A 25,092-nucleotide genomic window follows, 5' to 3' on the forward strand; every position below is an offset into this window, starting at 1 on the left:
TGTATTTCCATTTCTTTTTTTGCAACTGTTATTTTTTATCATACATGATTTTGTCATCGATGACCGTCATGACCGCCTCAGCTTTAAGGAGATCATCCGGCGCAACAGCAAAAACATCCAGATTAAACACGGTAAAATCGGCATCGTACCCTTCAATGATCACACCGCGACGTTTTTCCTGGCCGATTGCTGCAGCACTCCCTTTTGTATATAGTGAGAATGCCTCGTATACGGAAAGCCTTTCGCCCAAGCCATATACAGTCCGGTCCTCACTGTTGATTTTCATCCTTGTGACAGCTGCATGAATGCCCAAAATTGGATTTAATGGTTCAATGGGTGCATCCGACCCTCCCGCACAAATGATGCCCAACTTCAAATAGGTTTTCCAGGCATAGGATGATTCCAATAGATCGGCTGGAACCTTTTCTTCCACCCACGGAAAATCGGACGGGACGAAACCCGGTTGGATATCAAAGATCACCGGCAGCTTTGCCGCTCGCTCCAACAGATCCGGCCGGACAATCTGCGCATGGATGAGCCGGTCCCTCTGCCCCTTTTTCGGGGGGAGGGCTTCTATTGCATTCAAGACGTATTCAAAAGCGAGATCGCCAATCGCATGGACAGCAATCGGCATTCCGGCATCCCTTGCTTTTTTCACCCATTCCTGAAGCTCGTTTTCAGTGAATATCGCGACTCCATTCGTATCCTTTTGATCTACATAAGGCTCGCTCAACAGGGCTGTGCGTCCGCCCAAGGAGCCGTCCGTAAATATCTTCATGCTGTCGAATTTGATATATCGCGTACCTTTCTGATAGCCGCCGCCTGCTGCCAGCATTTCTTCAAACGCTTCGTGATGGACGAGCAAATTGGCGCGAAAGGCCATTTCCCGGTCCTCGATTACCGATTTAAACGCCTGATATGTCGGCATGAAGCCATTGTAATAATGGAGGTCCTCAGTATGTCCGCCAGTCAAACCTAGCTTATATGCGTCTTCTATGGCCTCTGTGAGCGCGTTTTCGATATACTCTTGATCAATGCCGGGAAGGCTGTCTAAAATAAGGTTCTGCGCCTGACTTTCTTTAAATAACCCATTTAAACGTCCGTCAGGATAACGGCAGATCACCCCGCCTGAAGGCTCTTTTATATCTTCTTTAATATCCGCTTCCAAAAGGGCACGGGAATTGACCACCAAGGCATGACGGCAGATCCTTTTCAATACGATGGGATGTTCTGTCGATATCGCGTCAAGCTCATTCCGTAATATCAATTCAGGACTCGGCCATTCATTTTCATTCCACCCTTCGGCAACAATCCACTTTCCAGCCGGGGTTTTTGAGCACTTTTCCTTCAAGGATTTCATGATGGACTCCCTGCTATCCATCAAAGAGAGGTCTAAACGAAGCAGCCTTTCACCATGCCCGACCAAATGAAGGTGACTATCCACTAATCCCGGCAGCATCGTTTGTCCATTTAAGTCGATTTCCCTGGAAATATTGCCGGCATATTCATTTTTCAAATAGTCCAGGCTGCCGGTATCAACAATTACCCCCTTTTCAGTGAAGACTGCCTCCACTTGATCGTTTTCTTTAATCATCGTATAAATCGACCCATTGAACCATAACGTTCCCATTCCGGCTTTACACTCCTTATTAAATGATTGTTACTGTGCAGATATGCAGTAAGTGTACCATCTCATATCATGAATTCCCATATTTATGCTTTTATCCAAGCACCTGTTAATAAAAAAAAAGCCAGCCGTGGGGGCTGACGGTAATGCTTTCAATCAATTGTTAAGGAGTGCTTCCTCCCTTTTCCGTAAATCCACCCGTTTGATTTTACCTGATGTCGTTTTGGGCAGCTCTTCTAAAAATTCGATTTTCCTTGGATATTTATATGGGGCAGTCAATTCTTTCACGTGCGATTGGAGCGTCTGGATCAAGCCTTGGCTGTTCGGATCGATATCCTCCATCAAGACTACATATGCCTTGACCACATTTCCCCTTATTTCATCAGGGCTTGCTATAACGGCACACTCTTTAACAAATGGATGCTTAACGAGTGCATCTTCCACTTCAAACGGTCCAATCGTATATCCCGAGCTGATGATGATATCATCAGAACGACCCTCAAACCAGAAATAACCATCTTCATCCTTTTTCGCTTGGTCGCCGGTGATATAATAGTCCCCACGGAATTGCTGCGATGTCCGTTCGGGATCTTTAAAATATTCTTTAAAGAGAGCAGGTGTATCTACATGTACGGCAATATCCCCCACTATGCCAGGAGAACAGGGTTTACCGGAATCATCAATGATTTCCACATGGTTGCCCGGAGTCGGTTTGCCCATGGAGCCCAATTTAATTTCCATGCCTTTCGTTACACCTACCAACAGGGTATTTTCGGTCTGTCCATATCCATCACGCACTTCAATATGGAAATGGTTTTTAAAGACCTCGAACACTTTTTGATTTAAAGGCTCTCCCGCTGATACAGCACTATGTAGATGGGATAAATTATAGTCATCAAGGTTATCCACCTTTGCCATCAATCGGTACTCGGTCGGTGTGCAGCATAATGCATTCACTTTGTAGTCCTGAAGCAGCTGAAGATACTTTTTCGCCTCGAACTTCCCATGATAGGCAAGACCGGTCGCTCCCGTTCCTAGAACCGCCAGGAAAGGACTCCAGATCCACTTTTGCCACCCTGGGCCTGCAGTTGCCCAAACCACATCCGTTTCGCTGATGCCAAGCCAGTTTGCTGCAGACGTTTTCAAATGGGCATAAGCCCATCCATGTGTATGGACGACCCCTTTTGGATTTCCTGTCGTTCCGGAAGTATACGACAAGAACGCCATATCCTCACTCTTCGTGTCGGCCATAGTCAGCTGATCTGATTCCTCATCGGCAAGCCCATTCAAATCCAGCCAATTTTCGATTCGTTTTCCGATTGAAAATTTCAGGAGGCTTTCCGCCCCTTCTATTTCATTCAATTCATGAGTATATTCATGATAACTGATGATTCCTTTGACATCACCATGGTTGACTCGATACTGCAAGTCCTTCGCACGAAGCATTTCGGAACAAGGTATGACAATCATGCCAATTTTCAATGCGGCTAAATACACTTGATAGGCTTCCACCAAGCGAGGGATTATGATAAGGACCGTATCACCTTTACCGAGTCCTTTTTTCTTGAAGGCATTTCCGATTTTATTTGCACTCTTTAATAAATTCTCATATGTAAGTTGTTTTTTGTCTCCGGTTTCGTTCTCCCAGAGGACGGCAACTTTTTCTGGATCTTTTGCAAAACGTTCCATTTCACTCACTAAGTTGTAATGTTCCGGAGCCAATAAGTCTTCACGCTTCATATTTTTCCCCTCCAATTATGAACTCTTAGTACCTACTCATTATACAAGATACTTCTCTAATATTTCTATTTATTTTTACAAATAATAAAGAGAGCGGGTGTTAGAACCCGCTCTCTGTAGCCATATTTATTAAATTATCTGTTGAATCCTCCGCCTAATTGTTGTTCAGCCATTTGAACAAGGCGTTTTGTGATTTCTCCACCAACTGAACCGTTAGCGCGAGATGTTGTGTCGGCACCAAGTTGTACGCCGAATTCTGTAGCGATTTCATATTTCATTTGTTGTAGAGCTTGTTCCACTCCAGGTACCAATAATTCGTTTGAGCTGTTGTTGTTTGCCATGTGTTTTTCACCTCCTTGTGATTATAGAGTGTGTTAAAACACATGGCTTCATTCGCACAATTTTATTGGTAATTACAGGATATTAAAATAAGTCTTCCATCGCTTCTTCATTTTCGAAAGTCTGACCAGGTTTAACCGTTAATATTTCTGTTTCGGTGACCGCTTTTTCAATCAAGGATTCAAAGTCGACGAAGCTTTCATAGTAATTGACTTTTTCACGTTTCGGTTTCGTTTTCGGGCTTGCCGGCGTAAAGACCGTACAGCAATCCTCGTACGGCAGATTGGATATTTCAAAAGTATCAAGCTCTCTTGCAATTTTGATGATTTCTGTCTTATCCATGGTAATCAGCGGACGCAGTATCGGTGTATTCGTCACCTCATTGATGGCAAACATGCTGCTCATCGTCTGGCTCGCAACCTGTCCAAGGCTTTCACCGGTAACCAGTGCCATGGCTTCTTCTTTTTCACGGATTCGATCGGCGACCCGCATCATTAAACGACGGGTTGTAGTCATTGAGTAGTTTTCCGGGATTTGTTTTTGAATCAATAATTGGATTTCCGTAAATGGAACGATATGCACTTTCATGCTTCCATTTATTTCTGCAAGCTTGCCTGCCAAATCAATGACCTTTTGACGTGAACGTTCGCTTGTGAACGGAGGGCTGTAAAAATGGATCGCTTCCACGTCCAATCCCCGTTTCATCGAAAGGAATCCCGCAACAGGGCTATCAATCCCGCCTGAAAGCATCAGCATCGCCTTCCCGCTTGAGCCGAATGGAAGACCGCCTGCCCCCTGGATGATTTCACCTGTCAAATACACGGCTTCGCGTCTCACTTCGACTAGCAGGTTCAAATCAGGGTTCTTTACATCCACTTTTAAATCTTCTGTATTTCGAAGTAAATGCCCGCCGATCGCCCTGTTAATTTCATCGGTATTATATGGAAAATCCTTATCCGCGCGTTTTGTCGTGATTTTGAACGTGTTGACCTCTTCAAGAGTATGATTAAGATAATACAATGCTGCCGTTTTCATCACTTCAAGATCACGCTCTATTTTTATTGCAGGGCTTAATGACTGAATTCCAAAAATGCCTTTCAACCGCTCAATGACAGGCTTATGGTCCGCACCGTTCAGGAGAACGTACATCCGCTCCCGTTTGGCAGTAAGCACTACGCCTTCTATATCTTTTAAACTCCAGCGGATATGTGCCTTCATTTTGTCCACAAAGCCTTTACGGTTTCTTTTTTTCGTGGAGATTTCTCCATAACGGATAATTATATGATCAAATTTCATTTTGCAACCCTCATTATTTTTTCTAAATTAGCGACTATTTTCTGTATCGCCGCCAGAACTTGCTTTGCTTCTTCCATTTCATTGCCATAGGTAGTACTGATTCGGATGACGCTTTCGGAACGGGCTGAATTATGGAACATCGCATCCACCGTTTTGCTTACCGTCCTTTTTTTCGAAGAACAGGCACTGGTCGTCGAAACATATATTCCTTCCGATTCAAGTGCATGCAGCAATACCTCGGATTTAAGCCCCGGAACGGAAAAATTCATAATATGGGGCGCACCCTCTTCAGGACTGTTAACCAGTACCCCGTCCATTTCCTTCAAGCCTTTATATAAATATGTTTTGATTTGCTGCAGCTTATCATGATACAGCAATTGATTGTGCATACTAATACGCAAAGCCTTCGATAGGGCGACGATTCCCGCAACATTTTCGGTGCCGCTCCTGATTTTCGTTTCTTGATTGCCACCATGGAAAAGCGGATCGACCCGAACGCCTTCACGAACATAAAGGATGCCCGTCCCCTTCAAGCCGTGAACCTTGTGGCCGGAAATTGTACATAAATCCACATTGGCTTCGCGCAATGATAACGAAACTTTGCCTGTACCCTGCACATTATCGACATGAAAGAGAACGTTTGGGTATTGTTTTAACAATTTGCCAATTTCAGCAATCGGCTGTACCGAGCCAACTTCATTATTAACATGCATGATGGAAACCAAAATGGTATCTTCCCTCAATGCTTCCTTAAGATCCGTTACATCAATTTGCCCAAATTCGTTAACGGGAAGATATGTGATCTCATAGTCCATTTTCGTCAATGATTTGCATGCATCTTCTACAGAAGGATGTTCAATCGCTGTCGTGATTATGTGTTTGCCGCGATTTCCCTGAGAGTGGGCGGCCCCTTTGATGGCAAGATTATTTCCTTCCGTCCCCCCGGAAGTGAAATATATTTCCGAACTCTTCACCTTTAATAATTCAGCAATCTGCTTTCTTGCAGCGGAAAGCAGTTTTTCGGATTGCACCCCAAGTCCATGAAGCGAGGAGGGGTTCCCGAAATAGTCCGAAGTAACCTTCATGAATGATTCGATTACTTCGGGATATGGTTTTGTTGTTGCACTATTATCAAAATAAATCATGGGTTCACCTTCCATGTTTTTGTATCTATGATGGTCACTCTACTAAATATAAGTTCCATTGTTGCTGTTGCAACTTCTAATATTAACATAATTGAATTTGAAAGAGAATGTAAAACACTGGTTCACTGAATGATAGGAGATCTGCTTCTTTTTAGTCCCGCAGAATGATTTAACTTCCCGCCTAGTCTATTCAGGGGCCGATAAAAGAAAAAACCCGCCATGGCGGGTTTTCAGGAAAGGACTTCTTCTATGTTCGCCCCGATTTTTTGTAAACTGCCCGGGTCGACCTTTTCTATGGCCGTGGCTGCCGTTTCCAATGCGGCTTGATATTCGTAGCTTCGGAATTTGGCCTCGGCCTCCCTAAGGCTCTCGGCAACCATATCGTGACTGCTTCGATAACGATTTCCGAATTGGATCACCTTTTCGGCCAAATACATATGTTCGATCAATTCATTGGCTTTTTCATGGACCCTATTCACCTGTTGAACCGCTTTTTCCAAATAAATATAAACAGCGGCCATCTCAAGCGGCTTTTCATCAAGTTTCCCCTGAACGTCATCCATGCATTCTTTAGCGTCCTGAAGCACCACTTTATACTCTTCTGGAAGACCTGGAATATTGCTTTTTGCAATTAAGCGTCCAGTATCGACCATTTTACGTTTCAATTCGGCCAGTGAATCCCTGGCATCCATTTCATCTTTTCGTAAAGCCTGTAATTTAACGGTAAAGTCTTTCTGATTTTCCTGTAATTCCTTCAACTGTACAGCAAGCCCCTGCATCTCTTCGCTGATAAGGGAGCTTGCCATCACATTATCCTCCATTTTCAAGACGAGCAATTGATGGCGTTTCGAAATCTGGGCAATCTGCTTTTCCATTTTCCGTTGTGCATCGAGCTCATTTTCCGTCAGATGATATGTGTGTTGAACATGTATGGTTTCAACTTTAAGTTTATCGTTTTCATATTCTAGGTCACTTATCGTTTTCCTGAGAACTTCATCATTTTTCAAGATATACTGTTTTGAAAGTACTTCTTTTTCCAAAAGGTCATAAAGCACCTCAATGCTTTCACGCATATCTTTAATGCCCTTTTCCACGGCTTCCGTTTCGGCATTTTCCAATTGTGTTTTATATAGTTCCAGTTCCTCCTCAAGCCGTGATATTTCCTGCTCGAATTGAATATGGCTCAACAGATACCCTTGTTCTGACATCTCCTCATAACCATCCTTCAATTCATGAAGCTGGGAATGCAGCTCTGATTGGCTATCTACCAATAATTTGGGGAGCATTTCCATTTTAACTGACAGAACCGCCAATTTTTCCTTAATGGATAGAACAAGCTCCCTCGCATTCAAATAATTGCCGTTCACGGTCTCTTCTTCATACTTCTGAAGGATCTGCACTACTTCATCCAAGGAATTTTCCAGCTTATCAGCCGCTTTCCCATAATTATGCCTGTGTGCAAGCAAGGATTTCTTCAATTGACGGTAGGATTCTTTGATATCCTCAATTTCCAATCGATTCTTTTCCTCACTGCCTACAAGTTCATTCAGTTCGTATAAGATCTTTTTGATCATTTCCTCGATTTCATTCAGCTTGACTGTAATTTTGCGCTGTACCTCTTTTGAACGGCTGAAACGGTATTTATCGACGAATTCCTCGGCATCGAATAAAAGCTCTTCGACTTCGGGCATATGATCCGTAATGATGGCGTCCCATTCAATGCGCCAGTTTTCGAACATTTCCTCTGTTTCACCTGTCATGTTCAATTGTTTGACTTTAGAAAGCTCTTCCAGCACGGGGCGGTGCGTGATGCTTATTTTCCAGGATTCCAGTCGATCGATTTCTTTAAAATATCTCTTTTTGAAAAAATAACCCCAAATGATGAAAATCAAAATTAATACAATTACCCCAATTATGTAATCCATGGTAAGCCCCCTGTTCTAGTCCTTACAGTCTTGCTCGTTTATATCAATTTTAAAAATGTTAAATTTAATGCTTTTATGATACCATGTTAGCAATAATTTTTGACGAGAAAAATGATTTTTTTGTAGAAAATTGCTACAAATACCTGTTTTTTGGGAGGGAAGGACCATGAAAGCTGACGGTCATGTGCACACTCCGTTTTGCCCTCACGGCTCTACGGATAAATTCGATGAATATATTACGCGGGGAATCGAGCTAGGTTTAAAGGAAATCACATTTACGGAACATGCTCCATTGCCACGAGATTTTCAAGATCCTACGCCTGAAAAAGACAGCGGCATGGACGCTGCCCTGCTCCTGGATTACTTTCAAGAGCTCCGCGTACTGAAAGAACGCTATAAAGACAAAATCCTGATCAAAACAGGCCTGGAGGTTGACTTTATAGAGGGGTATGAAAAAGAAACAAAAGAATTCCTCGATGAAATCGGAGAATTCCTTGATGATAGTATACTTTCCGTCCACTTCATCAGGCACCAAAACAGTTGGCATTGCATCGATTTCAGCGAAAATGGGTTTGGTGAGATTGCCAATGAACTAGGTTCAGTGGAATCGGTTTATACCAAGTATTACGATACACTGGAAAAATCAATAGAAGCTGATTTAGGCATATATAAACCAAAACGGATCGGGCACATTACGCTTGTCCATAAATTCCAGCATCGATATCCGCCGGCCTCAAGTTTTGACGAGCGGGTTTACAAGGTTCTCGACATGATCAAGGATCAAGGGTATGAACTAGATTATAATGGAGCCGGGCTTGTAAAGCCGCTATGCGGTGAACCCTATCCTCCTGAACGATTTGCAAAACGTGCTTTAGATCTCGGCATTCCGCTTATTTACGGTTCCGATGCCCATCAGGCTAAAGATTTGGGTCAGGGCCATCAGGCACTGATTGCAGGGTTTAATGGGTAAATCATATATACACTTCAGGCCGGCCGGCTAACAGTGGCTGTAAGTCTTCGGCAATGAAAAGGGTATCTTGCAGAAAACGTCCGACTTCATTGGCATAAATATTCGTGTAATAGGCTTCCTGCGGGAAGACATGAAGCACCTCCATCGCATAATGGGTATGCAGGACAGGGGCCGTCAATAATCCCTTCAACTGCAGCATATACATGGGAACGGAGACCTGCTGGAAACTCCTGCTCTTGATTCCTTGTTCCAAAATATATTGAAAATAAGACTTTTCCTTAGTAAAATAAGTCGAATGAATTTCGCGGTTTAAATTGGAATCGAGTGAAGATTCCCCATATATGAACCGTGCAGCAAGGAAGTTTTCCCTCTGGAAAGCGAGAATATCCTTTACAAGATTCATCAAGCAATGCTGCGGGCCTTTAAGTTCGAGCAATGTCATGTTCTTCTCAAGGACCAGGATATACTCTTCTAAATAGGAAATGAAACAGAATTCCAGCAACCCCTGCTTATTCTTGAAATAGTAGGCAATATTTGCAGCGTTCACTTTCGCTTTATTCGCAATATCCCGTATGGATGTAGCATGATAGCCTTTTAAATGAAATAAATGCAATGCAGCTTCCACAATGGCTTGTTTCGTTGGCGTCTGGCGATTCATTCAGGCAATCCCTCGCTTTCTTTGAGACAAGTCTTGTGAACTACTTCTTCACGAAAGAGCCTGAATCCTTTAGTAAGTTCTCGACAATTTCCCAACAATAAAGCATCATGATTAGATAGTGCTGTAAAAATATGCGGAAGACAGGTGAACGCTTTTGTTTAATGTCGAAATGTATCAAGGAAAAAAAGAAAAAAACTATGAACTGGTCCAAAAACAACTACTTGCCTTAATCGAAGATGAAACGAACCGGATAGCCAATTTAAGCAATGCGGCAGCTTTACTTAATCTGTTTCTCGATGAGATTAACTGGGTAGGCTTTTATTTATATGAAGAAGGCCAATTAATTCTAGGACCCTTTCAAGGTCTTCCAGCCTGTGTCCGCATTCCAATGGGCAAGGGCGTATGCGGGACTTCAGCTGCAACTGAAAAAACCCTGCGCGTAGAGGATGTCCATCAATTCCCTGGACATATCGCCTGCGATGCGGCATCAAGATCTGAAATTGTCATACCGCTCATGAAGGACGGCAAATTGCTCGGTGTCCTCGATATCGACAGCCCGATAACGGACCGTTTTGACGAAATGGATCAGCAAGGACTGGAGAAATTCGCTGAAATCCTTTCCAATCATCTATAAAATAAAAGGGAGCGGCAAACCTTGCCTGCTCCCTTTTCCATTACAGGACCCGTTGTACATGCACCCTGTCCTTTCCTGAATTTCCGCAATATAAAACCCCTCATCGACCCTTTTGACATTTTCAGCAAAGAAACAGGATTGAATCACCCCATGACATAGGCACCAGGAAATGTCTCAAACCATCCATGATTTTTGGATTCATTATCTCATAACGCTTACAATGGAAAAAACCTCTCTATAAATTGCATTTTTTTAATATATTGAATTTTCCTGCTGTGCTTCTCTTTATCTATTCCTTAATAAATCACAACTGGCCTTGACTCATTGAGCAGAATATTATACAATACTCCTTGTGTAAAATATTGCAGCCTATGTGACAGCCTTTATGTTCTCATTTTGTTCCTCAATACAGAGGTGTATCTCGTAACTCTCTGCTGCTAGGGCGAAGGTACATGAAAACAAAATGGTCATGATCGTACATTCACACGGTTTTTATTTTACCAAAATAAAAACATTTAAAGGAGGAGTCATCCTATGGCTCGTTATACTGGCCCAAGCTGGAAACTATCCCGTCGTTTAGGAATTTCCCTAACAGGTACTGGTAAAGAATTAGAAAAACGCCCTTATGCTCCAGGACAACATGGTCCTAACCAACGCAGAAAAATTTCTGAATACGGAATGCAACTGCAAGAGAAACAAAAACTTCGTCACATGTACGGAATCACTGAACGTCAATTCCGTTCAATGTTCGACCGCGCTGGCAAACTTAAAGGTGTTCATGGTGAAAACTTCATGATTCTTCTTGAATCACGTCTTGACAACCTAGTTTACCGTCTTGGTTTAGCTCGTACACGTCGTCAAGCACGTCAACTTGTTAACCACGGTCACATCACTGTAGACGGAAGCCGCGTAGACATTCCATCTTACAAAGTGTCTCTTGGACAAACTATCGCAGTTCGTGAAAAATCACGTAACTTCTCAATCATCAAAGAATCAGTTGAAGCAACTAACTTCGTTCCTGATTTCCTTACTTTCGATGCTGAGAAATTAGAAGGTACTTTCACTCGTTTACCAGAACGTTCTGAATTGCCTGCTGAAATTAACGAAGCTCTTATCGTTGAGTTCTACTCTCGTTAATAACTTCAAAAACCCCCATCCTTGGATGGGGGTTTTTTTTGCACCTAAACACCCTTGCATGACAAAGCCCGGCTGGGATTCAGCCGGGCCTTGAACAATCATTTCACTAATGTGTATTTCTTCTTGCCACGACGAACGAGAATGAACTCCCCTTCAATCTTGGCTGCTTCCGTCACTACATATTGCAGATCCGTCACTTTCTCCCCATTTATGGAGATTGCCCCATTCTGAATATCTTCACGGGCTTGACGCTTTGATGGCGAAATTTTCGCTTCAACGATTAAATCGACCAAACCGATATCTTCCTTGCTTTCACGTTCAAAGCTAGGGACATCTTTAAAGCCCAATTTGATTTCCGCTGCACTTAAATTCTTCACCTCACCGCTGAATAGGGCGGCAGAGATTTTGATTGCTTGGTCAAGAGCTTCCTGACCATGAATCAAACGGGTCATTTCTTCCCCTAAAGCTTTTTGCGCTTTACGTAAATGCGGTTCGGACTGTACGGATTGCTCTAACTCTTCAATCGCCTCACGAGATAGGAATGTGAAGAATTTCAGGTATTTCACAACATCAGCATCGGCTGTATTGATCCAGAATTGGTAAAATTCATACGGAGTCGTCTTTTCTGGGTCAAGCCAAATCGCTCCGCCTTCCGTTTTACCGAATTTCGTTCCATCCGCTTTCGTTACGAGCGGGATCGTCATACCGAATGCTTTAGCATTCTCATCATTGGATTTCCTGATCATTTCAAGACCGGTCGTAATGTTGCCCCATTGATCACTGCCGCCAATTTGTAATTTACAGTCGTAATTGCTGTATAAATGACCGAAATCAATTCCTTGTAAAATCGTGTACGCAAATTCAGTAAAGGAAATTCCCGTATCCAAGCGGGAAGCAACGGTATCTTTTGCCAGCATGTAGTTAATGCCGATGTATTTCCCGTAATCACGCAGGAACGTAACCATATCGATTTTACCTATCCAGTCATAGTTATTGACCATGACCGCACCATTTTCACCGTCGAATTCAAAGATGTGGGATAGCTGCCCTTTTATGCAGTCTGCATTATAAAGCACTTTTTCCAGCGTTTGCAGCTGGCGTTCCTCTTTTTTACCGCTTGGATCACCAATAAGTCCTGTCGCACCGCCTACTAGCACAAGTGGACGATGACCGTGCTGCTGGAAACGGCGCAATGTCAAGAATGGCAATAGATGTCCGATGTGCATACTATCCGCAGTTGGATCGACACCACAGTATAAAGAAATTTTCTCTTTTTCTAAAAGGTCCTTAAAACCCTCTTCATCCGTTTGTTGATAAATAATCCCTCTCCACTCGAGGTCTTTAAGCAATTCCATTAAATATTCCTCCTCCATCTTAGAAAAAAACCGCAAAAAGCACACAAAAACGCCCCTTCATAAAATATGAAGGGACGAATGAATTCGCGGTACCACCCAACTTGAGGACATAATATGCCCTCCGCTCAAGACGAATAACGGCCGTCAACCGTTTCCTGCTACTAATCATTTCACAGCAAATGCTCAAGGAAGTAATTCATCATACCATTTGTACCGATTTCCACTAACCACCGGCTCTCTGAAACAGGGATAGTCTGACTACTGGGTCCTATCATCGCGATCATTTAATCATTTTATTATTGTTAATAAACTTTTATCATACATAAGAATCCTTGTCAACATCACCCTTACAGATTCTAGAAAAATAAGAAAGATGCCCTTTCCCCTACCTGTTATATGCTATAATATATGTGATTTCAGGGGGTATGATACGATGAATAGTAATCAAAAAGATAGATTTCAAGCATTATGGAAGCAGTTGACCCATTTTTTTCAAAATGAAAAAACACATAAGAACGCGCGGGTTACATACCAAGTCATTTGGAATTTAACGCTGATCCTCATTATTGTCGGGGTTCTAGGATTCTCATTCGCCGGCGGCGTCGGAGCCGGCTATTTCGCTGCCCTCGTCAAAGATGAACCGGTACGCACAAAAGAAGATTTAAAAAAAGACATTTACAATTATGAAGAGACCTCTGAAGTATACTTTGCTGATGACGTATACTTGGGCAAGCTTAAGAGTGACCTTGAGCGTGAGGAAGTGTCCATCGATAAAGTTTCCGAGTATCTTAAAAATGCAGTCATCGCTACAGAGGATGAATATTTTTATGAGCATGACGGAGTTGTCCCGAAAGCCATCCTGCGTGCCGTTTACCAGGAATTTTCGAATGCAAGCGTCCAATCGGGAGGAAGCACCTTAACACAGCAGCTCATTAAAAACCAGGTCCTCACCAACGAAGTATCATTTGACCGGAAAGCAAAAGAAATCCTTCTTGCGCTCCGGGTCGAAAAGTTCTTTGAAAAGGAAGAGATTTTGGAAACCTACCTAAACGTCTCCACGTTGGGTCGAAATTCTTCCGGTCGGAACATCGCTGGAGTCGAGTCGGCTGCTGAAGGTATTTTTGGCGTGGAGGCCAAAGATCTGACTCTGCCCCAATCCGCTTTTATTGCTGGATTGCCGCAAAGCCCTTTCGGTTATACACCATATACTCAGCAAGGAAAACTGAAAGAAAATCAAGAACCCGGCATCAACCGGATGAAAACCGTTTTAAAGCGGATGTATAGTAACGGATACATAACAAAAGAAGAATATGATAAAGCAAGAACATACGACATAACAAAAGACTTTATCGGTAAAACGGAGATGCCATCCGAGAAATATCCATGGCTCACCTATGAAATTGAAAAACGCTCCATTGAAATCCTATCTGTCAGTCTCGCAAAAGACGATGGATATGAAGAGAAAGATTTAGAGAATGATGATTTAAAAGAACAATATGTAGCACTTGCTGATCGTAAGCTGCGTCAAAACGGCTATCAGATTTATACGACAGTCAATAAAAAGATTTATGACAAAATGCAGGAAGTAACGAAAAACTATCCGAATTACGGATACGATAAAGCGGGTGAGCCCGTTGAAGCCGGGGCCATTCTAATCGAAAATAAAACAGGAAAAATCATCAGTTTCGTAGGTGGCCGTGATTTCAAGCGGGAACAGACGAACCATGCAACCGCATCACTGCGATCGAACGGATCAACGATGAAGCCGCTGCTCGTATATGGCCCGGGAATCGAGTTAGGAAAGATCTCACCTGGAAGCGTATCGGCCAACGTACCCATATCCATTCCAGCAGGAAAAATGTGGCGTCCAGGAAACTATGGCGGCGGAAGCTATACGGGAGTAACGACAGCCCGTGAGGCACTGAAGAATTCCTATAATATCCCGGCAGCGCTCTTTTACATGAAAATAATCAACCAAGGTCCAGCTTCCTATTTGGAAAAAATGGGCTTCACCACAGTGACGAAAGAAGATTACTCTAATGCAGCCATGTCACTGGGAGCTATGTCAAAAGGTGTAACCGTTGAAGAGAACGTCAATGCATTTGGCACATTTGCCAATTCAGGGGAATTCGTCGATGCTTATATGATCGATAAAATCGTATCGAAAGATGGCAAGGTCATCTATGAGCATAAAGCGAAACCAGTGGAAGTATTCTCTCCGCAAGCTGCTTACTTAACGCTTGATATGATGCGTGATGTCGTAAACAGCGGGACGGCCGCTTCGGTCAGGAACCGCCTTGCTTTCTCAAGTGATTGGGCAGGTAAGACCGGAACTTCCCAAAACTATTGGGACGCTTGGTTCGTCGCAACCAACCCGAATGTATCATTCGGTACATGGCTCGGATATGACACACCGAAATCCTTGCAAGGGACCTATAATGGTCTGGAATATAATAAACGTAATATGTATTATTGGGCAGATCTGATCAATGCCGCATACAAAGTCGATCCTAAACTCATCGACCCCGATAAGCGATTTGAAATGCCGGGCGGAATTGTCAGCCGCTCCTTCTGTGGCGTTTCAGGACTGCTGCCTTCAAGTGCATGCCAAAAGGCAGGTCTTGTAAAATCAGATTTATTCATCGCCAAATATGCTCCATCAAAGGCGGATGATAGTTTCATAGATGGACAATATGTATCAGTCGGCAGCAAACGCTACGCAGCCCTTCCGCAAACGCCTGGCGAATTCACAAGCGGCGGGTTCATGTTGAATCCCGATTCCTTTGCAGATATCGGACTGAAATATGTCGATGACCCGGGATCCGTGATTCCTGGAGGCGGAAAATCAGGAAATGTCGTCGGGGCGAAAGCGAAGTTGAATGATAATGGCAAAGCACCAGATCCCCTATCCATAACGATCAGTAACGATAAGATTACATGGGGCCTGCATCATGAAGGAGATGTCGTCGGTTATCGTGTCTATAAGGACGGCAAAAAAGTGGCGAGCATCAATGCTGGTGGGAGTCTTGTTTACAAAGTCGGCTCAGGCGGTTCCTATTATGTAACGGCCGTAGACATAGTCGGTAAAGAATCAGCCCCTTCTAAACGTGTTGAAAGCGGCGCTAAGAAGACTGGTTCAAAAGAAGATTCCTCAAAAAATAAAGATGATCGCGGAAAAGATAAAATAGCTAGCGAAGATAAAAAACCAGACACAAAAGAAGAGAACGGTTCAGACAATGAAACAGATAAAGAAGCAGATAAAGAAACAGAAAAAGAAACGGATATAGATAAAAATAAAGAGCCAGCTCAAGACAAAGGTCAAAACAAAGAAAATACTGATAAAGAAAATCAAGAGACCGACAAAGATCAAGACACAGTCAATGATAAAGAGCAAGACACTGTCAATGATAAAGAGCAAGACACGGATAAAGCTGAAGAAGAGGAAGAATGACACTCTTTTTTGAACTAAAACAGGCTGTCGGGGTAACCCGACAGCCTGTTTTCTTATAATCTCGAAAAAAGGCATCCATTAAAGTGACAATGGATGCCTTTTTCCTTCTCAATAATCATCATGACTCAGTTTCTCAATCCTCCATCGATGATAAGTCACCAGTTGGCAAATCAAGTTCCCAAGCTTTCAGGACACGGCGCATGATTTTACCGCTTCTTGTTTTAGGAAGTTTATCCCTGAATTCAATTTCACGAGGTGCCGCATGTGCTGCTAGACCATGCTTTACAAATGTACGAATTTCCTCTATCAACTCATCGTTTGCATCGTATCCGTCACGAAGGGCGATAAACGCTTTGATAATTTCCCCCCGAACCGGATCCGGCTTACCGATGACCCCCGCTTCAGCTACGGCTGGATGCTCGACCAACTTGCTTTCCACTTCGAAAGGTCCGACTCTCTCCCCTGCCGTCATGATGACATCATCAACACGGCCTTGGAACCAGAAATAACCATCTTCATCCATATATGCGGAATCACCGGACACATACCAATCACCTGGCATAAAGTAAGATTCATATTTCGCTTCATTCTTCCAGACGGTCTTCATCATCGAAGGCCAGCCTTTCTTGATGGCAAGGTTCCCCATTCTATGCGGCGGAAGCTCGTTGCCTTGATCATCCACTATTGCCGCTTGCACACCAGGAATCGGTTTACCCATCGAACCCGGTTTGATTTCCAAGCAAGGATAATTGCAGATGACCTGAGCTCCGGTCTCCGTCATCCACCATGTATCATGGATACGATGATTGAATACCTTCATTCCCCAGCGCACCACTTCCGGGTTCAACGGTTCACCGACACTTAAAATATGGCGGAGAGTGCTTAAATCGAACCGCTTAACGATTTCGTCACCTGCGCCCATCAGCATCCTGAAGGCCGTCGGGGCACTATACCATACCGTGACACCAAAGTCTTCCAAGGTCTTGTACCAGGATTCAGGCTTGAACCGCCCGCCTACAATGACATTCGAGGTCCCTGTCAACCAAGGTCCAAAGATCCCGTAAGACGTCCCTGTCACCCATCCAGGGTCCGCTGTGCACCAATACACGTCCTCATCCTGCAAATCAAGGACCCATCTTGCCGTTTGATAATGCTGGATCATCGCATTATGAACGTGAAGCACTCCTTTTGGTTTGCCTGTGGAACCGGAGGTATAGTGAAGAATCAGACCGTCATTCCGATCCACCCATTCAATTTCGAATTTTTTGTCTGCTTCTTTTAATTTTTTATTGAAGTGATGGTACTTTCCTTCTTCTTTTATATGTTCCCCCACCAAGAAAATATGCTTTAAATGGGGCAGCTCATCCACTGGGACGCGCGGCAAAAGTTCAGGTGTCGTCACAATCACACTTGCCTCACTATCTTCAAGACGATCCCTTATTGCGCCTTCCATGAAGGCTTCGAACAACGGCCCTACGACCGCTCCCGTTTTAATCGCACCCAACAATGCAAAATAAAGCTCCGGGGAGCGAGGCATGAAGATGAAAACACGATCACCTTTTTCAACATTGGCAATGTTCTTGAACACATTGGCCGCTTGATTCGTATAATCTTTCATTTCCTTGAATGTATACTTTTCATTTCTTTTATCGTCTTTGTAATAAAGGGCTACTTTATTCTTTTTGTATGTTTCGGCATGGCGGTCAATTGCTTCATGTGCAAGATTCACTTTACCGGTTTCAGACCAGGAGAATTCCTTTTCCGTCTCGGACCAGTCAAACTTCTTGTATTTTTCATCATAATTCTTTAAATTAAAATTACCTTCCACTACTGGCAACGCTTTCACATTCATACGACAAACTCCCCCTTTATTCGGCTCTATATTTTTATTATAGTATATGAAGACAATTTTCTCAATTTTTAAAATATTAAGCACTTCCATATTAGGGAAAATCATCTTGCTGAATTTGGAAAATTACAAGTATGTTATATTTAAGGTGAATTCATGTTGATGGCTGGGAAAGAAGAAGCACTGTAACAAAAGATTCATATATGTGTTGAACTTTCTAAATTATACCCCTTGTTTTTATGTATAATTTATTTAAGCTTTCCATTCGGTCAGTTTTTAAAAGCAACGCTTCTTATACTCCAGAATGCTAGAGTGTAAGATTACAACATAACAAGGGTGGTGAAAGAATGGAATATAATAAGACCTTTTATACTAAGGAACTGCAGACATTAAGCGGGACGCTCATCATCGAAGGGCCGTTGAACGGCGAAAAAATGTCCGCTTATGAGTTTCATGAAGACTTGGTCGCCTTTCGCCCTCCTGCTTTGCAGCATAAAGCGTTAATAGAGATTGCAGACTTACCTGAGGGCAGGATCTTTATCGCCCGTGAAAATGAAACGATCGTGGGTTATGTAACTTACTTATATCCCGATCCCTTGGAGCGCTGGTCGGAAATTAAGATGGAGAACTTGATTGAGCTTGGTGCAATCGAGGTCATCCCTAAATACCGGGGTGCCTCCGTCGGGAAGAACCTAATCCGCCTTTCCATGGAAGACGATTCGGTTGAGGACTTCATCATCATCACCACTGAATACTATTGGCATTGGGATTTGAAAGGGACAGGTCTGAATATTTGGGACTATCGCAAGGTCATGGAAAAAATGATGAGTGCGGGTGGCTTGGTCTACTTTGCAACAGATGATCCTGAAATCAGTTCCCACCCGGCCAACTGCCTGATGGCCCGTATTGGCAAAAGAGTCCCGCCGGAATCCATCCAGAAGTTCGACCAATTGCGTTTTATGAATCGGTTTATGTATTAAAGAGGCGAGTAAGAGGAGGAAGGAAAATGATTGTAGAAACAATAATGAATGAGGATATTATCACCCTCACTCCAACGGATACAATCCATAGCGCTGTCATGATCATCAAGGAGAAGCGAATTCGCCATATACCCATTGTCGATGACAGCTATCAACTTGTGGGATTAGTCAGCGACCGTGATATTCGGGATGCTGCCCCTTCTATATTCCGTACCGCAGAATACAAAAATGATTTACAAAAACCATTATCAAGCATCATGAAAACAGAAATAATCACGGGGCACCCGCTGGATTTCGTGGAAGAAATCGGGGCTGTTTTCTGTGATAACAATATCAGCTGCCTTCCAATCGTAAAGGGAAGGAAGTTAGTGGGCATCATAACCGGTTCCGATTTACTTCATTCATACGTTGAGTTGACTGGAGTCAATCAGCCCGGTTCCCAAATCGAAATCAGAATCCCGGATAAGGCAGGTTCCCTTCATGATATTGCCCATATTTTCAAAAGGCGCAATTCGAATATCCTGAGCACCCTTGTTTATCCTGAAAAAAATGGAACCGATTATAAAATTCTTGTAATTCGTGTACAGACGATGAATCCATTTATGGTGGTGGAGGATTTGAAGAAAGAAGGCTATACCGTTTTATGGCCTAGTCTACCGGGGATTTCACATGAATGATACATCCCTTTTCGTCTATTCGGATGAACTCCTTACCTATAAATTCAACGATGAACATCCATTCAATCAAAAACGGCTTAAACTCACGCTTGATTTATTAAAAAAACACCATGCCATCAATGATGATCAAATTATCAAGCCAAGAATGGCTACCGATGAAGAATTGGAATTGATCCATGATCACCACTATGTAAACGCTGTCAAATTAGCAGGCCAGGGAAAGCTCCCCCCTGAAAAGGCAGTAAATTATGGGCTAGGAACAGAGGACACCCCTATCTTCCCCAAGATGCACGAAGCGAGTGCCTTGCTTGTAGGCGGTACCTTGACGGCTGTGGATGCCGTCATGACCGGTCAGTCCCTGCACGCACTTAATCTTGGCGGGGGCCTGCATCACGGTTTCCGCGGAAAAGCCTCGGGCTTTTGCATTTACAATGATAGTTCGGTCGCGATTAAATACCTGCAAAAAAAATATGGGGCACGTGTCTTGTATGTCGATACCGATGCACATCATGGTGACGGAGTCCAATGGTCATTTTATGATGATCCGGATGTATGCACCCTATCCATTCATGAAACGGGGCGCTACTTATTTCCCGGCACCGGCAATATTAACGAGCGGGGCCAGGGAAAAGGCTACGGCTATTCATTCAACATCCCGGTCGATGCGTTCACTGAAGATGAATCCTGGCTCGAATGCTATAGGGCTTCCTTTAAGGAGGTCATTGAATTCTTCAAACCGGATGTCATATTAACGCAAAACGGGGCCGATTCCCATTATTACGATCCGCTCACCCATTTATCTGCCACCATGAAGATTTATAGGGAAATACCAAAGTTGGCCCACGAAATGGCCCATAAGTTTTGCGAAGGACGGTGGATTGCAGTAGGCGGCGGCGGATATGATATATGGCGCGTCGTCCCGAGGGCTTGGGCGAGGGTCTGGCTTGAAATGACGAACAATGATATATCAGGTCCCCTATCAAAGGAATGGCTCGATTGCTGGCAGCCTGAGTCCCCCGTCACCCTGCCGAATGAATGGGATGATATGGAGGATATATACGAACCCATTCCGAGGAAGCCTGAAATTACCGAGAAGAATGCCCTGACGCTTGAAAAGGTCCTTTATCCCATCAGGTCTTCCAAGCAAACTTCGAAAAGCAATGAACAAAGTTAACCAAAGGATCGTTGAAAAACGATCTTTTTTGTTCGGGTTGGGAAACAAAAAGAGAGTGCCCTCCGGGACACTCTCCAAACAAGTTCATTTCGTTGATTGACGGTTTTCAATCCGATGCGGAAGGATCACTTTTTCAAGACCTTCCTCCACTTGTTCTTTATTCATCAACTTTGTAAGAAGCCTCATCGCAACCGCACCAATGTCATATAAAGGTTGAACGATCGTCGTGATTTGCGGACGCACCATCAATGTCAATCTCGTATTATCGAAGCTGATCACTTCAAAGTCTTCCGGCACATTATACCCTTTGTCCTGTGCGGCATGGACAATTCCAAGTGCCATTTCATCAGCACCGGCGATGAATGCCGTCGGTCTGTCTTCAACTTCCAAGTACTTTTCAAAAGATTCAATTCCTGAATCATATGTATAATCACCTTCAACAATATAACTTTCATCAAATGAAAGACCAGCTTCTTTCAATCCTCGTTTATAACCAGCCAATTTCATTTCATTAATCAGCGCGGAAGGGTTTCCGCTTACAAAAGCGATATGCTTGTGGCCTTTTTCAGCAAAGAATGTCACTGCGTCGAATGCCGCCGCCTCATAATCAATATTAACCGATGGAACTTGCCCGCTTTCATCCACCGAACCTGCCAGAACGATTGGAACCGGTGAATTCTTAAACTCTTTGACATGTTCATCAGAGATGTTGCCGCCCATGAACACGATACCATCCACTTGTTTTCCAAGCATCGTATTCAGCAAATGGAATTCCTTATCTATATTCTCATCAGAACTGCTAAGAATGATATTGTATTTATACATTGTGGCTATATCTTCTATGCCCCGTGCCAATTCGGCAAAAAAGATGCTCGAGATATCCGGGATGATGACCCCGACTGTAGTCGTTTTCTTTGAGGCAAGTCCCCTTGCCACTGCATTGGGACGGTACCCTAACTTCTCAATCACATCGGAAACTTTCTTCCTTGTTGCAGGCTTTACATTTGGATTCCCGTTAACTACTCGGGAAACGGTGGCCATGGAAACATTCGCCTCACGCGCCACATCATAAATGGTTATATTATTCATTCATCCATTCCTCCATTTCTTTCATTTTCCCCATAAAAGACCCGAATTATTTCGAAAAAAAAATCTTTTATGCGTTATTCTCTATAAGGAAGATTATTTTAGGAACGATCTGCCTAACAAAAAATGCAGTCCTACTCTCTTCTCAGTCAAATATTCAATACCCTATTCAAGTATAAAATTCACATAGATATCACTTTATGTATGACTCAATCTTCCGAACAGTTCTCATTCTTGTTATTTATCATACGATAGTCGAATCTTTCCTGCAATCCAATAGTGCTTATTTCGAAGCTTTTTCTGCAAAAACTAGTATTTTACCATTAAAAAAAGCCCTTGCCAAGTTGGTAAGGGCCGTAAGTAGATCATTTAAAGGCTTTCTTAGCTTATACAGTTACCCAGTTCAAACGTTTAATTTCATTGTAGAATTCATCAAATTGTTTGAAGTCCATTTGCTGGGCAGAATCAGATAAAGCAACGGAAGGATCTGGATGCACTTCAGCCATAACACCGTCAGCACCGATAGCAAGTGCCGCTTTAGCCGTAGGAAGCAGGAGATCACGACGTCCAGTTGAATGCGTTACATCAACCATGACCGGTAAATGAGTTTCTTGTTTTAAAATCGGTACAGCAGAGATATCAAGTGTATTCCTTGTTGCTTTTTCGTAAGTACGGATACCGCGTTCACAAAGGATGATGTTGCCATTGCCCTGTGACATGATGTATTCCGCTGCATGAATGAACTCTTCAATCGTTGCAGCCAGTCCACGTTTTAAAAGAACTGGTTTATTTACAGCACCTGCAGCTTTTAGCAAGTCGAAGTTTTGCATGTTGCGCGCCCCGATTTGGATGACATCGATATGATCGATCGCAGCTTCAATATCGTTGGCACTCACGATTTCACTGATGACAGCCAAGCCGTATTCATCAGCAACACGTTTAAGTATTTGTAAACCTTCCAAACCAAGCCCTTGGAAGTCATATGGAGATGTACGTGGCTTAAATGCACCGCCGCGCATCAATTTCAGACCTTTAGCTTTAATGACTTCCGCCACCGCAGCTGTTTGTTCATAAGATTCAACGGCACATGGTCCGAAAACGAAGCTAGGGATCCCGTTACCTACCAATTCACCCTTAATGTCGATGATAGTGTCTTCAGCCTTTTGTTTTCTTGATACAAGAAGCGTTTTCTTCTGATCATCTTTTTGCAGCTCCAAGCCCAATTTAAAGATTTCTTTGAAAATATGTTTAATCGAACCAAGATCAAGCGGTCCTTGATTATTGGCTTCGATAAGATCCAGCATCGTTCTTTCACGGACCGGATCGTAACGGTTTACACCTTGTTTTTCTTTAACGCGACCAATTTCCTGTACAAGTTCAGCACGTTGATTAATAAGATGTAATAACTGAAGGTTCACATCATCCAGTTGATTACGAAGTCCATCAAGCTCTTTGTTGCTCATTACAAATCCATCCCTTCGTTTTTTAAAATAGAAATCGGTTCAGCGGACTCAAACTAAAAAAATCCCTTCTGGATCCTCGAACATCCACCCCGATTGTTTTATCAATGAAAAATTTAGAATATTTCATGTATGATTAAATCAATTATAAATGAAGTACCCATAAATGTCACTATATTTTTCTTTAATAATTAAACGCTTTTAAGCATTAAAGTTATAAATACATAAAATCAGGTGTTATACATGCAAGAAAAACGATTTAGACTGAATATTGGAACAATCCATTGTAGGAATTATATTGGAAATAGAACAAGAAAGCTATAATTTAATTGAAATTTTATCTCTAGAGCATTGGACTCCATGATTAAATCGCTGCCACTTGCCCTGGAGCCATCCAGAACGCCTGAAGCTAAATGAACAGGAAGGGCCTTTAAAGAAAAGGTTTCCCCTGGAGACCGTCTATAATTCCCATGGCTACCAGATGGAATAATAAAAGGCCGGACCCCTTACTAAAGGGATCCGGCCTTCATTCATTCATTCAGTAATGGCCTTGCTCAATGAATCATATGTAATCCGCCAATGAGATTCATTCCAGGCAGGTTTTCCACTTTTAAACAGGATGGCCTGAGGTGATTGATGTTTGACATCAAATGTTTCTGCCACATAATTGGATAGTGGTCGAGCTTCCTGAACGGCTAAATAGGCCGTTTTAAGTTGTTCGTTCTCCAAGATGTACCTCTCATATTGTTCAAATGCTTCAGCACTGACCGGGCATGTTACACTATGCTTGAAAAGCAGGAATGTATCCTCTTTTAGAAGCTCATTGAATTGTTCTTCTGTTTCGATTTTGCTCATGACCATAAAACAGTCTCCTTTCCTTATCCATATAAATTTTACCATCAAAAAGGCGATGAAGCCATCAAAGCACTTCATCGCCTTATTCTTCTTCCCTTTATGCCTATTCATCCCCATTAAAGGAATCCAAGGAGTTTATTTCTTTAGATTATTCTCTGTTTCATCAAATGCCTTTTTCGCTTCATCAAGTTTTAATTTTGCCGCATTCTTGTTTCCGCTTGTAGGATCTGCAGGATTATTTTCCGAGTCATTGCCGTTAGCAAAGTTCGTTTCGACGGATACGATAGGAGAATCGGAAGTTCCGGTTACATCTATATCCTTATTGCTGGAATTCGTTGTATCATCAGCCGCGTCCCCGTTTTCTTTTCCCGTTTTTAGGCTTTTCACTTTATTGACGATATTTGAAGATTTATTGGAAACGATTTCCGTGACGGAGCTTGTTTTTTCTTTTGCAGTATCAGCAAGGACTGTTCCTTTTTCCATTGCCGTTTGTCTTAATCTTTCTGTTTTCTCTGAAATGTTTTTAGCTTGTTCATTGAAGTCATTCCTTAATTCCTTGCCTGTTTTCGGGGCCATGAACAAAGCTGTAGCCGCTCCGATCATCCCGCCGATCAAGGCGCCAATCATAAAGTCCTTCGAATTGATCGAGTCGCGTTCGTCCTCATAAGATTTCTGATAGTCCTTTGCCGCAAATTCTTTTTGAGTCATAATACATTCCCCTTTCAATTTTCAGT

20 protein-coding genes and 1 other annotated feature are annotated in these 25,092 nt (G+C 42.9%); of the genes, 7 read left to right on the top strand and 13 right to left on the bottom strand.

Features of this window, described 5'->3' with window-relative positions:
- Nucleotides 1-28: 28 nt before the first annotated feature.
- The 6 genes from ACFX4I_RS08875 to ezrA form a co-directional block, all read right to left on the bottom strand.
- Nucleotides 29-1,630 (bottom strand): amidohydrolase, encoded by a 1,602-nt coding sequence (locus tag ACFX4I_RS08875; RefSeq protein ID WP_377420095.1) that lies wholly within the window; start codon nt 1,628-1,630, stop codon nt 29-31.
- Nucleotides 1,631-1,783: 153 nt separating this feature from the next.
- Nucleotides 1,784-3,367, bottom strand: coding sequence for an acyl-CoA synthetase MbcS (gene mbcS / locus ACFX4I_RS08880; protein ID WP_230301853.1), 1,584 nt, complete (start codon nt 3,365-3,367; stop codon nt 1,784-1,786).
- Between the two features lie 134 nt (nt 3,368-3,501).
- On the bottom strand, nt 3,502-3,708 hold the full coding sequence (locus ACFX4I_RS08885) for an alpha/beta-type small acid-soluble spore protein (RefSeq protein ID WP_034309203.1): 207 nt from the start codon (nt 3,706-3,708) through the stop codon (nt 3,502-3,504).
- Between the two features lie 82 nt (nt 3,709-3,790).
- Entirely contained in the window at nt 3,791-5,002 is a 1,212-nt protein-coding gene (gene thiI / locus ACFX4I_RS08890) for a tRNA uracil 4-sulfurtransferase ThiI (protein ID WP_377420097.1), read from the bottom strand.
- Nucleotides 4,999-6,147, bottom strand: coding sequence for a cysteine desulfurase family protein (locus ACFX4I_RS08895; protein WP_377420099.1), 1,149 nt, complete (start codon nt 6,145-6,147; stop codon nt 4,999-5,001). Before ACFX4I_RS08895 ends, thiI begins: the two co-directional genes overlap by 4 nt.
- Nucleotides 6,148-6,377: 230 nt before the next feature.
- Nucleotides 6,378-8,072, bottom strand: a complete 1,695-nt coding sequence (gene ezrA / locus ACFX4I_RS08900) for a septation ring formation regulator EzrA (RefSeq protein ID WP_377420101.1) — start codon at nt 8,070-8,072, stop codon at nt 6,378-6,380.
- 166 nt (nt 8,073-8,238) lie between these two features.
- Here ezrA and hisJ point away from each other — a divergent pair, with 166 nt between their 5' ends.
- The gene (gene hisJ / locus ACFX4I_RS08905) at nt 8,239-9,042 is read left to right on the top strand and encodes a histidinol-phosphatase HisJ (protein ID WP_377420103.1); all 804 of its coding nucleotides are present in this window, start codon (nt 8,239-8,241) and stop codon (nt 9,040-9,042) included.
- A 1-nt stretch (nt 9,043) separates the two neighbouring features.
- Here hisJ and refZ read toward each other — a convergent pair whose 3' ends face one another.
- Nucleotides 9,044-9,700 (bottom strand): forespore capture DNA-binding protein RefZ, encoded by a 657-nt coding sequence (gene refZ, locus ACFX4I_RS08910; protein WP_283932035.1) that lies wholly within the window; start codon nt 9,698-9,700, stop codon nt 9,044-9,046.
- A gap of 154 nt (nt 9,701-9,854) precedes the next feature.
- Between refZ and ACFX4I_RS08915 the strand changes: the two genes are divergently transcribed.
- Nucleotides 9,855-10,334 carry a GAF domain-containing protein gene (locus ACFX4I_RS08915; protein WP_230301847.1) on the top strand — a complete coding sequence of 160 codons (480 nt, stop codon included), beginning with the start codon at nt 9,855-9,857 and terminating at the stop codon, nt 10,332-10,334.
- Nucleotides 10,335-10,868: 534 nt separating this feature from the next.
- Nucleotides 10,869-11,471, top strand: a complete 603-nt coding sequence (gene rpsD, locus ACFX4I_RS08920) for a 30S ribosomal protein S4 (RefSeq protein WP_063232686.1) — start codon at nt 10,869-10,871, stop codon at nt 11,469-11,471.
- Between the two features lie 98 nt (nt 11,472-11,569).
- Here the strand turns inward: rpsD and tyrS are convergent, their stop codons facing one another.
- Complete coding sequence (gene tyrS, locus ACFX4I_RS08925) at nt 11,570-12,826, bottom strand: tyrosine--tRNA ligase (protein ID WP_377392029.1); 1,257 nt, start codon at nt 12,824-12,826, stop codon at nt 11,570-11,572.
- 67 nt (nt 12,827-12,893) lie between these two features.
- Nucleotides 12,894-13,110 (bottom strand) — a binding site (T-box leader).
- A 149-nt stretch (nt 13,111-13,259) separates the two neighbouring features.
- Between tyrS and ACFX4I_RS08930 the strand changes: the two genes are divergently transcribed.
- Nucleotides 13,260-16,277, top strand: coding sequence for a transglycosylase domain-containing protein (locus ACFX4I_RS08930; protein WP_377420105.1), 3,018 nt, complete (start codon nt 13,260-13,262; stop codon nt 16,275-16,277).
- 133 nt (nt 16,278-16,410) lie between these two features.
- On the opposite strand, the gene acsA is transcribed toward ACFX4I_RS08930, so the two are convergent.
- Entirely contained in the window at nt 16,411-18,129 is a 1,719-nt protein-coding gene (acsA, locus tag ACFX4I_RS08935; protein ID WP_230304096.1) for an acetate--CoA ligase, read from the bottom strand.
- A gap of 344 nt (nt 18,130-18,473) precedes the next feature.
- Between acsA and ACFX4I_RS08940 the strand changes: the two genes are divergently transcribed.
- Genes ACFX4I_RS08940 through ACFX4I_RS08950 form a run of 3 tightly spaced genes read left to right on the top strand, consistent with a single transcriptional unit; the run spans nt 18,474 to nt 20,957 of the window.
- Nucleotides 18,474-19,106 (top strand): GNAT family N-acetyltransferase, encoded by a 633-nt coding sequence (locus tag ACFX4I_RS08940; RefSeq protein WP_283932038.1) that lies wholly within the window; start codon nt 18,474-18,476, stop codon nt 19,104-19,106.
- Between the two features lie 26 nt (nt 19,107-19,132).
- Nucleotides 19,133-19,783: an acetoin utilization AcuB family protein gene (locus tag ACFX4I_RS08945; RefSeq protein ID WP_076364661.1), complete on the top strand. Its 651-nt coding sequence runs from the start codon at nt 19,133-19,135 to the stop codon at nt 19,781-19,783.
- Nucleotides 19,776-20,957 (top strand): acetoin utilization protein AcuC, encoded by a 1,182-nt coding sequence (locus ACFX4I_RS08950; protein ID WP_230304136.1) that lies wholly within the window; start codon nt 19,776-19,778, stop codon nt 20,955-20,957. Before ACFX4I_RS08945 ends, ACFX4I_RS08950 begins: the two co-directional genes overlap by 8 nt.
- Before the next feature lie 84 nt (nt 20,958-21,041).
- Here ACFX4I_RS08950 and ccpA read toward each other — a convergent pair whose 3' ends face one another.
- From ccpA to ACFX4I_RS08970, 4 genes are all read right to left on the bottom strand, one after another.
- Nucleotides 21,042-22,046 (bottom strand): catabolite control protein A, encoded by a 1,005-nt coding sequence (ccpA, locus tag ACFX4I_RS08955; protein ID WP_214791003.1) that lies wholly within the window; start codon nt 22,044-22,046, stop codon nt 21,042-21,044.
- A 383-nt stretch (nt 22,047-22,429) separates the two neighbouring features.
- Nucleotides 22,430-23,506 (bottom strand): bifunctional 3-deoxy-7-phosphoheptulonate synthase/chorismate mutase, encoded by a 1,077-nt coding sequence (locus ACFX4I_RS08960; protein ID WP_230304135.1) that lies wholly within the window; start codon nt 23,504-23,506, stop codon nt 22,430-22,432.
- A 531-nt stretch (nt 23,507-24,037) separates the two neighbouring features.
- On the bottom strand, nt 24,038-24,364 hold the full coding sequence (gene ytxJ / locus ACFX4I_RS08965) for a bacillithiol system redox-active protein YtxJ (RefSeq protein ID WP_214791005.1): 327 nt from the start codon (nt 24,362-24,364) through the stop codon (nt 24,038-24,040).
- Between the two features lie 129 nt (nt 24,365-24,493).
- Nucleotides 24,494-25,066: a YtxH domain-containing protein gene (locus tag ACFX4I_RS08970; protein WP_230304134.1), complete on the bottom strand. Its 573-nt coding sequence runs from the start codon at nt 25,064-25,066 to the stop codon at nt 24,494-24,496.
- Between the last annotated feature and the right edge of the window lie 26 nt (nt 25,067-25,092).

Source organism: Peribacillus sp. YIM B13472 (genome assembly GCF_042788005.1).
Taxonomy (GTDB): Bacteria; Bacillota; Bacilli; order Bacillales; family DSM-1321; genus Peribacillus; species Peribacillus simplex_E.

Bases quoted from the DNA above. Each gene is read 5' to 3' on its own strand.
- ACFX4I_RS08875 (WP_377420095.1), bottom strand. From the start codon at position 1,630: ATGGGAACGTTATGGTTCAATGGGTCGATTTATACGATGATTAAAGAA.
- mbcS (WP_230301853.1), bottom strand. From the start codon at position 3,367: ATGAAGCGTGAAGACTTATTGGCTCCGGAACATTACAACTTAGTGAGT.
- ACFX4I_RS08885 (WP_034309203.1), bottom strand. From the start codon at position 3,708: ATGGCAAACAACAACAGCTCAAACGAATTATTGGTACCTGGAGTGGAA.
- thiI (WP_377420097.1), bottom strand. From the start codon at position 5,002: ATGAAATTTGATCATATAATTATCCGTTATGGAGAAATCTCCACGAAA.
- ACFX4I_RS08895 (WP_377420099.1), bottom strand. From the start codon at position 6,147: ATGATTTATTTTGATAATAGTGCAACAACAAAACCATATCCCGAAGTA.
- ezrA (WP_377420101.1), bottom strand. From the start codon at position 8,072: ATGGATTACATAATTGGGGTAATTGTATTAATTTTGATTTTCATCATT.
- hisJ (WP_377420103.1), top strand. From the start codon at position 8,239: ATGAAAGCTGACGGTCATGTGCACACTCCGTTTTGCCCTCACGGCTCT.
- refZ (WP_283932035.1), bottom strand. From the start codon at position 9,700: ATGAATCGCCAGACGCCAACGAAACAAGCCATTGTGGAAGCTGCATTG.
- rpsD (WP_063232686.1), top strand. From the start codon at position 10,869: ATGGCTCGTTATACTGGCCCAAGCTGGAAACTATCCCGTCGTTTAGGA.
- tyrS (WP_377392029.1), bottom strand. From the start codon at position 12,826: ATGGAATTGCTTAAAGACCTCGAGTGGAGAGGGATTATTTATCAACAA.
- ACFX4I_RS08930 (WP_377420105.1), top strand. From the start codon at position 13,260: ATGAATAGTAATCAAAAAGATAGATTTCAAGCATTATGGAAGCAGTTG.
- acsA (WP_230304096.1), bottom strand. From the start codon at position 18,129: ATGAATGTGAAAGCGTTGCCAGTAGTGGAAGGTAATTTTAATTTAAAG.
- ACFX4I_RS08940 (WP_283932038.1), top strand. From the start codon at position 18,474: ATGGAATATAATAAGACCTTTTATACTAAGGAACTGCAGACATTAAGC.
- ACFX4I_RS08945 (WP_076364661.1), top strand. From the start codon at position 19,133: ATGATTGTAGAAACAATAATGAATGAGGATATTATCACCCTCACTCCA.
- ACFX4I_RS08950 (WP_230304136.1), top strand. From the start codon at position 19,776: ATGAATGATACATCCCTTTTCGTCTATTCGGATGAACTCCTTACCTAT.
- ccpA (WP_214791003.1), bottom strand. From the start codon at position 22,046: ATGAATAATATAACCATTTATGATGTGGCGCGTGAGGCGAATGTTTCC.
- ACFX4I_RS08960 (WP_230304135.1), bottom strand. From the start codon at position 23,506: ATGAGCAACAAAGAGCTTGATGGACTTCGTAATCAACTGGATGATGTG.
- ytxJ (WP_214791005.1), bottom strand. From the start codon at position 24,364: ATGGTCATGAGCAAAATCGAAACAGAAGAACAATTCAATGAGCTTCTA.
- ACFX4I_RS08970 (WP_230304134.1), bottom strand. From the start codon at position 25,066: ATGACTCAAAAAGAATTTGCGGCAAAGGACTATCAGAAATCTTATGAG.